This window comes from Streptomyces sp. NBC_01717, from assembly GCF_036248255.1.
Taxonomy (GTDB): Bacteria; Actinomycetota; Actinomycetes; order Streptomycetales; family Streptomycetaceae; genus Streptomyces.
This window is the reverse complement of record NZ_CP109178.1, coordinates 502385-514631: the sequence shown is the minus strand read 5'-3', so window position 1 is coordinate 514631 and position 12247 is coordinate 502385. Positions and strand designations below refer to the sequence as shown.

The 12247-nt window shown below is 68.2% G+C and carries 15 protein-coding genes and 2 pseudogenes; 14 read left to right on the top strand and 3 right to left on the bottom strand.

The features are described 5' to 3' along the window. The first annotated feature begins 112 nt into the window (after positions 1-112). The 6 genes and pseudogenes from OHB49_RS02425 (at position 113) to OHB49_RS02400 (ending at position 3572) form a co-directional block, all read left to right on the top strand. Positions 113-319: a hypothetical protein gene (locus OHB49_RS02425; RefSeq protein ID WP_329157499.1), complete on the top strand. Its 207-nt coding sequence runs from the start codon at positions 113-115 to the stop codon at positions 317-319. 1 nt (position 320) lies between these two features. Further along, a complete protein-coding gene (locus OHB49_RS02420) occupies positions 321-854 on the top strand; it encodes a DUF6879 family protein (RefSeq protein ID WP_329157497.1) in 534 nt (177 codons plus the stop codon). Beyond that, positions 851-1692, top strand: a pseudogene (locus tag OHB49_RS02415) (helix-turn-helix domain-containing protein). Before OHB49_RS02420 ends, OHB49_RS02415 begins: the two are co-directional and overlap by 4 nt. Positions 1693-1779: 87 nt before the next feature. Beyond that, positions 1780-2229: a hypothetical protein gene (locus OHB49_RS02410; RefSeq protein ID WP_329157495.1), complete on the top strand. Its 450-nt coding sequence runs from the start codon at positions 1780-1782 to the stop codon at positions 2227-2229. 420 nt (positions 2230-2649) lie between these two features. Further along, positions 2650-3207, top strand: a complete 558-nt coding sequence (locus OHB49_RS02405; RefSeq protein ID WP_329157494.1) for a hypothetical protein — start codon at positions 2650-2652, stop codon at positions 3205-3207. Between the two features lie 212 nt (positions 3208-3419). Further along, entirely contained in the window at positions 3420-3572 is a 153-nt protein-coding gene (locus OHB49_RS02400) for a hypothetical protein (protein WP_329157492.1), read from the top strand. A 153-nt stretch (positions 3573-3725) separates the two neighbouring features. Here the strand turns inward: OHB49_RS02400 and OHB49_RS02395 are convergent. Next, positions 3726-4541 (bottom strand): annotated as a pseudogene (locus OHB49_RS02395) (IS481 family transposase); the annotation flags it as partial. A gap of 353 nt (positions 4542-4894) precedes the next feature. Here OHB49_RS02395 and OHB49_RS02390 point away from each other — a divergent pair. The 7 genes from OHB49_RS02390 to OHB49_RS02360 all read left to right on the top strand — a co-directional run bounded on the left by OHB49_RS02390 (position 4895) and on the right by OHB49_RS02360 (position 9821). Continuing rightward, positions 4895-5368: a PAS domain-containing protein gene (locus OHB49_RS02390; protein ID WP_329157490.1), complete on the top strand. Its 474-nt coding sequence runs from the start codon at positions 4895-4897 to the stop codon at positions 5366-5368. Continuing rightward, entirely contained in the window at positions 5343-5987 is a 645-nt protein-coding gene (locus tag OHB49_RS02385) for a GAF domain-containing protein (RefSeq protein ID WP_329157488.1), read from the top strand. Before OHB49_RS02390 ends, OHB49_RS02385 begins: the two co-directional genes overlap by 26 nt. A 608-nt stretch (positions 5988-6595) precedes the next feature. Continuing rightward, entirely contained in the window at positions 6596-6850 is a 255-nt protein-coding gene (locus OHB49_RS02380) for a hypothetical protein (RefSeq protein WP_329157486.1), read from the top strand. Positions 6851-7242: 392 nt separating this feature from the next. Continuing rightward, positions 7243-7728, top strand: a complete 486-nt coding sequence (locus tag OHB49_RS02375; protein ID WP_329157484.1) for an SPW repeat protein — start codon at positions 7243-7245, stop codon at positions 7726-7728. A gap of 564 nt (positions 7729-8292) precedes the next feature. Beyond that, positions 8293-8607, top strand: a complete 315-nt coding sequence (locus OHB49_RS02370) for a DUF6343 family protein (RefSeq protein WP_443079476.1) — start codon at positions 8293-8295, stop codon at positions 8605-8607. A gap of 182 nt (positions 8608-8789) precedes the next feature. After that, positions 8790-9428: a Dps family protein gene (locus OHB49_RS02365; protein ID WP_030980923.1), complete on the top strand. Its 639-nt coding sequence runs from the start codon at positions 8790-8792 to the stop codon at positions 9426-9428. Between the two features lie 138 nt (positions 9429-9566). After that, the gene (locus OHB49_RS02360) at positions 9567-9821 is read left to right on the top strand and encodes a hypothetical protein (RefSeq protein WP_329157480.1); all 255 of its coding nucleotides are present in this window, start codon (positions 9567-9569) and stop codon (positions 9819-9821) included. A gap of 74 nt (positions 9822-9895) precedes the next feature. Here OHB49_RS02360 and OHB49_RS02355 read toward each other — a convergent pair whose 3' ends face one another. Then, positions 9896-10768, bottom strand: coding sequence for a Rieske 2Fe-2S domain-containing protein (locus tag OHB49_RS02355; RefSeq protein ID WP_329157478.1), 873 nt, complete (start codon positions 10766-10768; stop codon positions 9896-9898). A gap of 597 nt (positions 10769-11365) precedes the next feature. On the opposite strand from OHB49_RS02355, the gene OHB49_RS02350 reads away from it, so the two are divergent. Next, the gene (locus OHB49_RS02350) at positions 11366-11497 is read left to right on the top strand and encodes a DUF6233 domain-containing protein (RefSeq protein WP_329157476.1); all 132 of its coding nucleotides are present in this window, start codon (positions 11366-11368) and stop codon (positions 11495-11497) included. 367 nt (positions 11498-11864) lie between these two features. Here the strand turns inward: OHB49_RS02350 and OHB49_RS02345 are convergent, their stop codons facing one another. Continuing rightward, the gene (locus tag OHB49_RS02345) at positions 11865-12068 is read right to left on the bottom strand and encodes a cold-shock protein (RefSeq protein ID WP_329157474.1); all 204 of its coding nucleotides are present in this window, start codon (positions 12066-12068) and stop codon (positions 11865-11867) included. Between the last annotated feature and the right edge of the window lie 179 nt (positions 12069-12247).

Below are 12247 nucleotides of genomic sequence, written 5' to 3'. Positions count from 1 at the left end.
CGGACGGAGGGTGCTTTCGTCCGTTCGGGCGGTCTCGTGTGTTTCTCGCCCGCCGGGCTACCGTCACAGCAGCCGGCCGCCAGGCCGGATCACGACCGAGAGGGGAACCACCATGGCCCGCAGGCTGCGGATGCTCGGCACCAACAGCAAGACCGGCGAATGCCCGACCTTGTACGAGGATCTGGACACTGGCGAAGTCCTGGTCCAAGGGAAGCTCGCTGACCCCGAGGACATCGCCCAGATGGTCAACCCGCTGTCAGGCGAGACGATGGTCGTCGTCGATCGCGCTCTCCTGATCAACTTCTCGCCCAAGGAGTGACATGCAGGATGCCGTGCCCGCCTCGCAGATCCTCGACTTCTTCCAGGAGGGGTTCGAGCACACCGCCTGGCGGTTGGAGACGCGCCGCGGCTACGCAGCCGACCAGGAAACGGACGAGTACGAGCAGTTCCTGAACGGCATCGTTCCGCCCCGTGACGAGGACGGACCGTGGTTCGTCAACGCGCGGGAACAGACCGCACAGGGCAAGCGGATCGAGCGCGTGCGCCTGGTCGATGAGCCAGCGACGGACAATCAGCGCTACCTCCTCGCCACCACGCCGGACAACCTGGCCGCTGGCGAGGACATCCGGTACATGTTGCGGTCGGACGCGGAGGAGTTGAAGCTGCCGAGGTTCGACTTCTGGCTGTTCGACTCCCGTGTCCTCGCCACGTTCAACTGGGAGGACAGCAGTCGCCGCCTGGAGCTGACAACTGCCCCAGAGCTGGTTGTCCGAGCGTGCCAGGCCCGCGATGCGGCCTGGCATTTTGCCATCAGGCACGCGGAGTTCAGTGCGCGGGTACCGTCCCGTATGTGAGCACCGACTACCAGCAGGCCAGGACGGCCCTCGGTGCGCGGTTGCGTGAGCTGCGCACCGAGGCCGGACTCACTGTCCGAGGCTTGGCGGCAGAGTGCGGCTGGGTGCCGTCGAAGGTCTCGAAGCTGGAGAACGGTAAGCAGACTGCCACCACGTCGGACCTCGATGCGTGGGCGGCCGGGGTTGGCCGACCTGAGACCGCGGCCGAGCTGAAAGGGCGCCTCGCGGGGCTGGAATCCACCTACCGTTCCTGGCGCCGCCAGCTAGCGGGCGGGCACCGAGCCGTGCAAGACGCCCTTGGGGCGCAGCACGAGAGGACGGCGATGTTCCGGGGCTTCAGTGCGACCGTTGTTCCCGGGATCTTCCAGACGCCGGAGTACGCGCGGAGTGTCCTCTCCCGGTACGCGGAACTGCATGGCGTGACACGGGATGTCGAGGCGGGGGTGGTGTCCCGAATGCGCCGGCAGGAAGGGCTGTACCGCCCGGGAAGCGGTACCGGGTGTTGGTGGCAGAGTCTGCGCTGCATGTTCGGATCTGCCCGCGGTCTGTACTCGCCGACCAGCTCGACCGGCTGATGTCCGTCAACGGTCTGTCGACCGTCGAGCTGGGGATCATTCCGCTCACGGCCGATGTCAGGATCGCGGCAGGTGATGACTTCTGGATACATGACGACCGGATGGTCATTGCCGAGACGTGGCACACGGAGATGTGGCTGGACTCCGCCGAGGACATTGCCCTGTACGCGAAGGTGTGGGATGCCCTCGCGACAGCAGCTGTTGACGGCCGGTCGGCTCACCGGATTATCGCCCGCGCCCGCGCTTCGCTCGACCTCTCGTAAGCAACATTGAGCAACGCGGCTGACCTCTTGAGAAACAGCGAGAAACACAGCGGGTCTTGAGAAACAGGGGCGCCTACCGTCCTGGTCATGGCCCCACGGACACGCAATCCGGGCTCGGAGTGGCTGGCTCTCTCGGCCCCGGATCCGTTGCAGATTCATCGGTTATGGGCGCGGGAGCAACTCGCCCCTATTCCGTCGGGACGGCTGTGGCTGGCTGTCGAGGTCGGCCTCATGCGGTCTGTCGACGCGATGCAGCGCATCGGGCCGGACGGTCTTGGCCCCGTGCTCGTCTACCCGTCAGCAGAACTTGCTTGGTGGCTCGTGCCCCCTGGCGGTGGGGAGCTGCTGGCCGACCTTCCGCGGCTGACTGTCCGTTCCAAGGGGTGGATGTTGCGGTGCCCGCCGGCCGATCGGTACATCGACGGCCTCGGATGGCTGGAGAAACCGGACGGCTCCGGCCGGCTCACCGACCCCGCAGCGCTGGGCGCGGCATTCGGACCCGGCGGTCACCGCTTGCAGGCGGGGGCGTTCTGTTGACCACGCCTCTGGCGGCGCAGGTGCCGCCCCTCGAATCCCTTTCGATGCCGCAGCGCCGCGGTGCCAATTGCGTGTGGTGCGCGGTCTCGCTGTCCGCCACGACGGCTGTGGACCTTGGTGCCCGTCCCGAGCACCCGGGGTCGTCCGTCTTCATCTTTCCGCGACGTTGTCGTACCTGTCCGAAGGAGTCGACGTGATCACGCTGCAGAGAGCCAAGCGCCTGTCTCGCGGGCAGTGGGCTTACCAGGCTTTCGTGGGCCATACCTACAGGTGTGCGTCCTGTCGTGACGGGGCGCCGTGTGTGACCGCGAGCGTCCTCGGCCGGGTATGGCGGCGTTTCCGGCGATGACCGTCCCACGCTCGCTTGTCGTTCCGCACATCACGTCATGGTCGGAAGAGCAGGGCAGACCAACGAGGTTGGTGGTCGGGCCTCGCGGCGGTATCGCCTACCCGGACGAGACCCCGTACGACCGGGACGCCGACGGCATTTTGTGGCTTCGGACGCTGATCAATACGGGGGGCGGGCGCCCCGACTTCGGCCGGGTGCATCCTCTGCGTCAGCGTTGGGTGATGCGCCGTCTGCTGTGTCAGGTCTGTGGCGGGCCGGCAGACAAGGACGAGCGCGGCACGCTCTGGCTGCTGGAAGATCACCGCGCGGACTGGGACGGCTGGCCGAATGGTTTGCTGACGGCGCACCCGCCTGTCTGTGTGCCGTGCGCCCGTGAGGCTGTCCGCTTCTGTCCCAACCTGCTTGCTGGGCATGTCGCTGTCCGAGTCGGGGCGTCACAAGTGTGCGGTGTGTACGGAGTCCGCTATCTACCGGGCCGACCGCACCTCGTCCCGTCGCCGACGGCGACGGTTGTCGAGTACGGCGACCCTGCTGGGCGGTGGGTGCTCGCCAGTCAACTGGTCCGCGCCCTATCGGACTGCACCGTCGTCCTGGACGAGTTCGCTGACGTGTCGGCGCGCTCTCAGTGACTCCCGCGACTCCCGCCCGCGACCGTTTCGCCGATCGGTCGCGGGCGGGTTCTCAAGGCGCAAGCGACGGCACCGGCCGATGCAAGATCACCTGAGATTCCTTCCCGACCTGAGGCTGGCGGCGGCCCGGGTCGGGAAGGTCCATCCATCGCCCGGAATACCGGCCGAGGGCCAGGGCCTCCCGGCGGTACCGAGGAACGGCGCTGCCAAAAGTGGATCAGCATGACACCGACGGGGTACTCAACTGCCTGGTGACCGACCGGCCGGGGTGCCTGCATGTGCTCGCGCAGCCGAGCTGCTTCGGGTTTCTCCTATTCATCGCTGTGCTGCTCGCAGCGGGCGGCATTGCCGATCTCCTTTCGTAGTTCCGGCAGCCACTGGCGCATTCGGTCAATTTGGCGACCGGAGCGGTCTCACGGGGCACTGGAGGGATACCCGCAGGTCAGGGCGCCTCATCCGTGGTGCTCCCGTGGGAGCACGGGGGCAGGCTGAAACGGCTTGAGACGGGTCGGGACGGGCTAGGTGTACTGACCCGTGAGGTCGGGGACGCGGCTGGCGGGTGGTTGGCCCTTGAGGGCGGTGTGTCCGCGGTGGTGATTGTAGGTGTGCAGCCAGGCCGGGTAGGCGGCACGTCTGTCGGTCTCGGTCCGGTAGGGCCGCGCGTAGGCCCATTCGTCCAGGAGGGTGCGGTTGAACCCCTCGACCTTCCCGTTGGTCTGGGGCCGGTAGGGGCGAGTCCGTTTGCGTGTGATGCCCTGATCGGCAAGGGAATTGCGCCACAGGTGGCTCTTGGAGCAGGCGCCGTTGTCGGTCAGGACGCGTTCGATGGTGATCCCGACCTGTGTGAAGAAGGCGTGGGCACGCTGCCAGAACGCGACGGCGGTCTCCTTCTCCTCGTCGGTGAGGATCTCGCTGTAGACGAGGCGGGAGTGGTCGTCGACGGCGTTGTGGAGGTAGCTGTAGCCGGCGCCGGAGCGGGTTTTGCGGCCCGCCTGACGCCCGAGGGTTTTGTGGCCGCCGCCGTCGGGGATGTTGCCGAGTTTCTTGATGTCGACGTGGACGAGTTCGCCCGGTTGTTCGCGTTCGTAGCGGCGTATTACGCGGCCGGTGGCACGGTCCAGGTGGGTCAGGCGGGCCAGGTGGTAGCGGGTCAGGACCCGGTGGACGGTCGCCGGGTTCAGGCCCAGGAGGTAGGCGATGCGGGCCGGTCCCCACCGGCGCAGGACGCGGACCTTGATGATCCGGCGTTCGGTGCGGGTCGGGGTGCGGCGCGGGCTGGTGTGCGGACGGGACGAGCGGTCGGTCATGCCCGCCTCGCCGAGTCGGCGGTAGCGGGCGGTTTCCGCACCCCGGGTCCCGCCCTTTACCGTGCGGACGACCTCACCGCAGACCAGTTCAGGTCACGAATCATCGGCTTCGATCCGCAGCGTCCGACCCTCTCAACCCACTAGAAGATGCGGGCACAGCCATGTAGCCCTGCCAGAGGGGCGTGCCCCCGACTGCAGGGGGCTGGGAGTCCTGCTGTCGTCCATCGTTGCCGTCAGTGCGATCTTTCCTGAGGGCTGTGGACGTCTGGGGGTTGTGGTCGTGAGTAGTGCATTGTCGCCGTCACTCCCATCCTGGGTGGAGGGAGCCTGCTGACTGTGTGGAGGCGATTTCTATGACTCAGGGTGACGCGGCCAGGCGTTTGAGTGAGACAGAGGTGGCGATGCTCGACGCCCTGTTCACCCAGTCGTCCGTGGGGTTGCGCCTGCTGGACGCCGATCTGCGGGTGGTGCGGGTCGACGCAGCCTCCAAGCATGGCGTGGCACTGGGGGACCTCGTCGGGCGCCCCTTCCCCGATTCCGTCCGGGGGCCCGTGGATCCCGAGGAACTCGCCCGCATCGTCCGCAGGGTGCGGGACAGCGGTGTCCCCGCGCAGGGGCACGTCGTGTGGGGACGTCTCGCGGCCGATCCAGGGCGCGAGCGTGCCTACGAGGTCTCTGCATTCCGTCTGCACGATCCGCGCGGGCAGGTGCTCGGTATTGCCCTGATGGGCGTCGAAGTCACGGATCGTGAAAAGGCACGTGCCCGTGTGGGCGTAGTCGGTGCGGTGCGGTGCGGTGCGCGAGCGGGTGGGCCGGACCCTCGACGTGATGGTGACCTGTCGGGACCTCGCTGACACCCTGGTGCCGGGGTTCGCGGACATCGCGGTCGTGGAGGTGGTGGATTCGACGGTGCGGGGCGATGACGCCCCGCTCGCTCCGCTGCCGGCTGACGTGCCGCTGCGCCGTGTCGCCTTCCGTAGCAGCGTCGACGGCGATCCACCGCAGGCGTATCCGCCGGGGGGCGTGCGCAGCCTGCCGTCGCCGACCCCATACTCGCAGGCACTGTCGGATCTGCGCCCTCGGGTGGTCACCCTGCATCCGGGTTTGCCGTGGCTGGAGACCGACCCGGCCCGCGCGGACGCGATCCACGCGTCCGGCGCCCATTCTCTTCTTGCGGCGCCACTGACGCTGCAGGGCACCGTGCTCGGCCTGGTGAGCCTCTACCGCACCGGGAAGTCGGATCCGTACGACGAGGCGGACGTAGAGGTCGTGCTCGCGGCGGCCGCCCACACGGCCCTGTGCATCGAGAACGCCCGCCGCTACACGCGAGAGCACTCCGTGGCCGCGGCACTGCAACGCGGGCTGCTTCCGCGCCGGCCTGTCTCGCACACCGCCCTGGAAACCGCCGAGCGCTCGCTGCGGTCGGCGATGGTGCGCGCCAGGTCCTCGCACGAGCCGAGGCTGGAGCCGTAGGCGACGGTCAGGTTCACCCCGACACCGCTGACCGTGGCCTGCGCCGCCGCCGCTTGCGTGGCCTGCGCCCCGGCCATAACGCCTCCTGGGCGCCATACCCGTTTCCAGCTGCTGAACCTTGCTCTCCAGCTCAGACCGTTCCATCGTGCGGTTCCTCTCTCACGGTGTGCCGGCCGATTCCGGCATCACCGTCCATCGCTTCCCCACTGCGCGGACACAGCCGCGTTGGTTGTCTGCGGTGCACCGTTGCCGACGACGGGCGCCCTCGCCGGGGGTCGGCGGTCGCGCGGTGGGTTGGGGCAGGGCGTGGTGGCGTCGGCCCCGGATTCGATGCCGAACGGGTCGAGCCCTGGGTGGCGCCGAGAGCGCTTGCGGGGCCTGGGGGTCGGCCGCGCGATGACCCCCCGACGCGGTCGGCGCACAGGGCCTGAGGGGTGTGGGTGCGCGCCCCCGACGCCGTGCGGGTGCCGGCGCAACGAGCGCCTCTCTGGACGACGGATCGGCGTCGCCATCTGAACGGGTGGTGATCCAATGAGGGGCCTGTGGCCGTGTCCGGCGCCGGGTTCCTGAGGGTGGTGGAGAGAATGGTCGGTATGCGGAAATGCTGGGTGTATCAGTTCCGTGACGGCCCGGAGCGCGAGGTCGTCGAGGTCCTGGCCGAACAGGACGGGAGGCCCCGGCAGATCCTGGTCCGGCAGTGCCCCGATGGCCACGGCCTGGTGGACGGATATGTGCTGCAGCACGTCGACGCGCCGACGCGGGCTGCCGTCTACACCTGGGTGCGGCGCGGCGAACTCAATCCGGTTTCCGCTCACCTGCTGGAGCTCCTGGCCGAGGTCTGCCCGAAGGAGAGTGCCTGGTAGGTCTACGACGAACGGGTGGATGGCACCGCTCGGGGACTCGGATGAGGCACGTGAGTTACGTGATCGTGGAGACAGCAGAGCTGAAGAGCGAGATTCACGGGCTGGAGACGGCCCTGGCCGTCCGGGAGCCAGCCTTGCCGGCGCGCAGGCCACGCAGGCCGTCGCCCACAGCGGCACCTGGTCCGTGATGGCCGCCGCGCCGCGGCTGGTCGTCGGCATCTTCCTGGGCATGGCCATCGCCAAGAGCTGACCTGGCCCGGGGCGGGGTTCACCGACGGCCGCATCCGGCGCGGGCGGGCCCGAGGGCCGGAACCGGGGCTGCCCCAGTTTGCCTCTTTTTATGTCAGTTTTAGGCTAGATGGTGGCTAAACAGCTCTCATTCGGAGGCCATCATGGCGTCAACCCATCGCGCACCCATCGAGGAGCACCCCGACCTGATGGAACTGCGTGCCCGGCACGAGCGCGCCGCCGCCACCCCACGAGCCCAGATGATCGAGGCCCTGGCCCTCATCACCGGCCTCTACCTCGCGGCATCCCCCTGGATAGCCGGCTTCAACGGCTTCACCACCCTCGCCGTCAACAACCTCATCGCCGGCATCGCCTACATGCTGCTCCTCGGTGGCCTGGGCACCTCCTACGAGCGCACCCACTCCATGGCCTGGGCCGCCGCCGCCATCGGCATCTGGACCTGCGTCGCCCCCTGGGTCGTCGCAGGCGACGTCGCCCACACCCGATCCATCACCAGCAACCTCATCACCGGCGTCATCGCCACCCTCCTCGCCCTCGCCGCTGCCTCCGCGGCCCGCGACCGCACCGACAACCCTCGCGGCACCCGCCCCGGCGCACGAGAGCACCGCACCATGCCCGGCGACCGCTGACACGGCCACCCGCCGGCCCCCGCGATCCCGCTTGGCTTTTCCGCCCCCTCCCCGGAGGGGGCGGAAATTGCCGCCCGGTCACGGGGGCGTAGACCGGACGGCAGCGGAAGCTAACCAGATCGCACGGTCCCGCCCAAAACCCGCTGGATGCCAGTGGGTGGAACTCATCCAGCCGCATGACCGGCCCAGACGGCCGCCAGCTCCGGAGTGCTGCCAGGTTCTGCATACGGTCGAGCCCATCGAGCAGGATGGTCAGAGATGACCGTGGGCGCTGACGAGCCCGCTCAGTGGGGCCCGTCAGGGCGGACGGGAGACGGTCGTAATGCATCGTCAACTGCTGGCCCGCCCTGACTCCGGTCAACTGCGTGACTGCTCATCGCATCAAGTCAGATCTGCGCTCGCGACGCCGCCTCGCCCTTGTATGCCGCGCAGAGGTGATTGCTAGGACGAGGTAGTGCAGCTTTTTCGAACCTGTCGGGCCGCACCCCGGCGGCCCGACAATCCAGCCGGGTACCGCATTTGCCCCCGGTCCGGTCAGTCATCAGCAGGTCAGAGGTGAGCTCGATGTCCCAGATGCCCCCGCGCGAACCGAGGGACGACAGCCAATCCCGCAGCCCGACACGCCACCGTCGCGCGGGCACCGAACCCCTCACCGCACGCAGCGACCTGGTCCTGCGCACGATCCTGTCCACAGCCGCACTGGTCGTCTTCGCCCTGGCGACCGCTGGGTTCGCGTGGTGGGCGACCTCCTCAAGCAGGGACTCTTCTCCCAGCTCGACCGTCCTTGGCGTGCTCGCGGCAGTCTGCGGGGTGCTCCTCCTCGTAGCGGTGCTCGACCTGGCGGTCATCCGCCGGCGGCGATCGGGGCAAGGTGGCTGAAGCAGATCAGTGGTACCCAGCGTCCTGGCGGTTGTGTGGCACTGGCTGCAAGGCCGCACGCATAGGCCGACCGAGCCTTCGCGAAGGGCCAGTCAGGTGGTGTCTTCGCAGTTGGGCGTAGGAGGACCCCCGACGTGGTGCACATGAGAGCGGATAGATCTTCACTGAGTCACAGGAGCCTCATGTCCCCCAGCGACACCACCCCCCGCTATAGCGTCCCCGGCCTCGGCGTCAGACAGGGCGGACGGGCGATCGAACTATTGCAGCCGCGTCTGCACGCGCTCAACGATCTCGCCCTCACCCTCAAGCACATTCACTGGAACGTGGTCGGACCCAACTTCATCGCCGTGCACGAGATGCTCGACCCGCAGACCGCTGCAGTGCGGAGCATGGCCGATGGCACTGCCGAACGCATCTCCGCGCTGGGAGGCGAACCGCACGGCACCCCCGGAGCTCTCGTATCCGAGCGCACCTGGGACGACTACAGCATCGGTCGCGCGGACGCATTGGCCCACCTCGGTGCACTCGACCTCGTCTACTCCGGCGTCATCAAGGACCACCGGAGTGCCGCCGCGAAAGTCGCCTCCATCGACCCCGTCACCGAGGATCTGCTCATCGGGCACCTACGTTCCCTGGAGCAGTTCCAGTGGTTCATCCGCGCACATCTGGAGAACGGCTCCGGCACTCTGATTCAGGCTGGCGCGAGCAGCGAGGCAGAGGCAGCCGAAGCGACGGCTCCCGTACGCAAGACAACGAGCAAGAAGACCACGGGCACAAAGCGAGCAGCCAAGAAGGCGACCTCGGCCAAGCGGACACGGTGACCTTCGCCAGTCGCAGACGTCTGGGCCCCTGGGGCGACCAGCAGACGGCGGCCACTCAGGGGGAACCGGAGTGACTCCTCTGGCCGCCCGTCCGGGTCCGCGCGGGCGCGCCCGGCCGTATCGTTCTAGGGTTCGGGCGTGGCAGACACCATCGAAGAGCTGGTCGGCATGCGGCGCGCGACGGACGAGGCGCACGTTCGCGTCATGGAACTGCGCGAGCGATTGGGGCCGCCGGCCACTGAGCCGTGGAGCGAGGCGCAGACGACGACCTACGAGACGGCATGGCGGGCTTGGCGTGATCTCGAGCGCGATCTGCAGGAAGCGATCACGCAGTACGCGAAGAATGAGGCCCTTGATCGCAACGACCTCGAGCAGGCCGTGCGCAATGCCTGAGAAGAGCTTCACGCACGCTGTGATCCACAGCTGCCTTCGCTGAATGGCATTGATGGTCTTTGCCTTCCAGTACGTCAAGCCGCGTCGTGCGACGGGTCGGTTGTGCCTGCCGCTTCCGTGCTGAGCAGCCGCGCCTCGATATGGCCGCCGGTGATACGGGTTTCGAAGGCGGGCTGAGGGGCGGTCGCGGGTCCTCGCACGTTCCAGCCGTCCTGGAGGCGGAAGACGCTGCCGTGCCAGGGACAGCGTACGCAGCCGTCGTCGATCGCGCCCTGGGACAGGGGGCCACCCATGTGACTGCACGAGTCCGCCAAAATGTGCACACGGTTGCCGCTCTCTCGCACGACTAGGACGGGCACATCGTCGACGTGCCGCCGGACTGCTCTGTCGACGGGGAAGTCGGCGACGTCCCCGATATCGTGCCACCCCGGCTTTACCAACTCCGGCACCACCTCGGCGTGATTGGCGCCAGAAGCCTGCCGGTAGGCCAGGTGACCGCCGATCGCCCCGCCGAGACCGACGACCGCCAGGCCGGCGAACCCGAGCGCCTTTCCCAGGGCGGTGCGCCCCCGTAGCCGAGCAGTGATAGATCCCGCGTACAGTCCCGCTCCCGTGACGTTTGCCGCCGCGTGCACCAGCCCCACCCGCATCTGCCGGTGCTGCAGCTCCGCCCAGTCGGCCCAGCCCGCGGCGGCCGCCGGAACGGCGGCAGCAAGCCCGACGCCGATCAACGTGCTCGCTGCCCGTCGCTGTCCGGGGAGCAGGTCGAGCACGGCCGCCGAGAACCAGGTGCCGATCGGCACCTGCACCATCAGCGGGTGAACGGGATGGCCCAGCCAGCGGCCGTGCAGCACATCCCTCGCACGGCCAAGGGGAACCGCTCGAACCGTGCTGCGGACGTGCTCGACGAGCCCGTCCAGGGCGGCAGCACTTTCCAGCCGGTCCATACCCTGGATGATCCTGCCGGGTCCCGACGCCGACGGCAGTACGCGTTTCAGTGCCCGCCGCACAGATCCAGCAGCAGGGCCACGGTCGTCGAAATCTGGCGATTCAGTCATGAACAACAGGTAACCGTGCGGCGCACAGAGAAACGACCTGAAAGCCGCCATCTGCTCGAACGTGATAGGTGAGCCGTTCGGGCATAAGCGCTCAAGAGACTGAGACGTCTGGGCAAGGAAGCGGCCGATCCTGGACCTGCAGGACTGCCCGGTCTGCAACTACACGACGTTCAGCTCAGAGGGCGGCGACGAGCTGAGCGTGCAGATTGGCATTGGCCAGTGCCTGGTCTGCCACTACGAACGAAGCTCCTCGATCGCCGAAGGGGGAAGCGCGAGAGATGCTTTACGAAGCACGCTTCGCCGACGACTGACAGTTCGTGGCTCCCGCAAAACCCCTGCTCCCCGGCCCGTGCTCGGAGCGGGGGAACAGTGACACCGTCCACGCTGCTACCCGTCCGGCGAGCGCAAGCCGGACGGCTCGGGTCAATCCAACTCCCCACGAGCCGGGGGCCACCAGGCCCCGCGGCGGTTCCTGCCGCATCCGAGATGCTGCACCGCGGCGGCTGCACCCTGTGCCCGGACCTGGGGTTCATCAACCGCGAAGAAGCGATCATCGCGCTGGCCGAGCCGGACATCGAGGCGTGCCAGGCATGTAACCCCCAGATCGGCCTGACGTAGGGCCGGCCGTACGTACGCCGGCAGCCGCTTCGTGGTCGTGAGCGGCACAGCGCTCTGCAGCGGCGCCACCCGGAACGTCACCATCCGGGCCGCCCCATTCGTTCGTGATCAGCCGCGCTCACCGTGACGCGGCGCCCATTGGGAGACGAGGGTCGAGCGCGGCGCCTGGGCACCTGACGGCAGTCGCTGTGGGTTCGCCTGGCCGGGCGGGCCGGGCTACCGGGGAAGGCAGCGCAGTGCGGGAGAGGGCGACGAAGCGTGAAGGCCGTCGTGGTGTGTAGCTCGGCTGTGGGGGCAACGGGAGGCAAGCGGCTCACAAATCCCGCCCCAGCGAGCCTGTCGCGGGGCGGGCGTCGTGCGTCAGGGCTCAGGCGGAGGTGATGTTCTCGGCCTGGGGGCCCTTCTGGCCCTGGGTGATGTCGAACTTCACCCTTTGGCCTTCCTGGAGCTCACGGAAACCCTGGGCGGCGATGTTCGAGTAGTGGGCGAAGACGTCCGGGCCGCCGCCGTCCTGCTCGATGAAGCCGAAGCCCTTTTCCGCGTTGAACCACTTGACGGTTCCGCTGGCCATTTTGTCCTCCAAGGGGGCTCGAAGCCGGCCCGCACCATGCGGGGACCGGAGGTGATCGCCCTGGCCCTCGGAGACTGTGAACAGCAGGGCCGCCCGTGAACTCGCGCTCACGGGCGACGGATACTTCGGAACCATGACAGCTGGCCTTGACGCTACACCGGTCCGTGCCCTCTCATCCG

Bases quoted from the DNA above. Each gene is read 5' to 3' on its own strand.
- OHB49_RS02385 (WP_329157488.1), top strand. From the start codon at position 5,343: ATGGTGACCTGTCGGGACCTCGCTGACACCCTGGTGCCGGGGTTCGCG.
- OHB49_RS02365 (WP_030980923.1), top strand. From the start codon at position 8,790: ATGTCCCCCAGCGACACCACCCCCCGCTATAGCGTCCCCGGCCTCGGC.
- OHB49_RS02355 (WP_329157478.1), bottom strand. From the start codon at position 10,768: ATGGACCGGCTGGAAAGTGCTGCCGCCCTGGACGGGCTCGTCGAGCAC.
- OHB49_RS02345 (WP_329157474.1), bottom strand. From the start codon at position 12,068: ATGGCCAGCGGAACCGTCAAGTGGTTCAACGCGGAAAAGGGCTTCGGC.
- OHB49_RS02375 (WP_329157484.1), top strand. From the start codon at position 7,243: ATGGCGTCAACCCATCGCGCACCCATCGAGGAGCACCCCGACCTGATG.
- OHB49_RS02370 (WP_443079476.1), top strand. From the start codon at position 8,293: ATGTCCCAGATGCCCCCGCGCGAACCGAGGGACGACAGCCAATCCCGC.
- OHB49_RS02410 (WP_329157495.1), top strand. From the start codon at position 1,780: ATGGCCCCACGGACACGCAATCCGGGCTCGGAGTGGCTGGCTCTCTCG.
- OHB49_RS02425 (WP_329157499.1), top strand. From the start codon at position 113: ATGGCCCGCAGGCTGCGGATGCTCGGCACCAACAGCAAGACCGGCGAA.
- OHB49_RS02350 (WP_329157476.1), top strand. From the start codon at position 11,366: ATGCTGCACCGCGGCGGCTGCACCCTGTGCCCGGACCTGGGGTTCATC.
- OHB49_RS02420 (WP_329157497.1), top strand. From the start codon at position 321: ATGCAGGATGCCGTGCCCGCCTCGCAGATCCTCGACTTCTTCCAGGAG.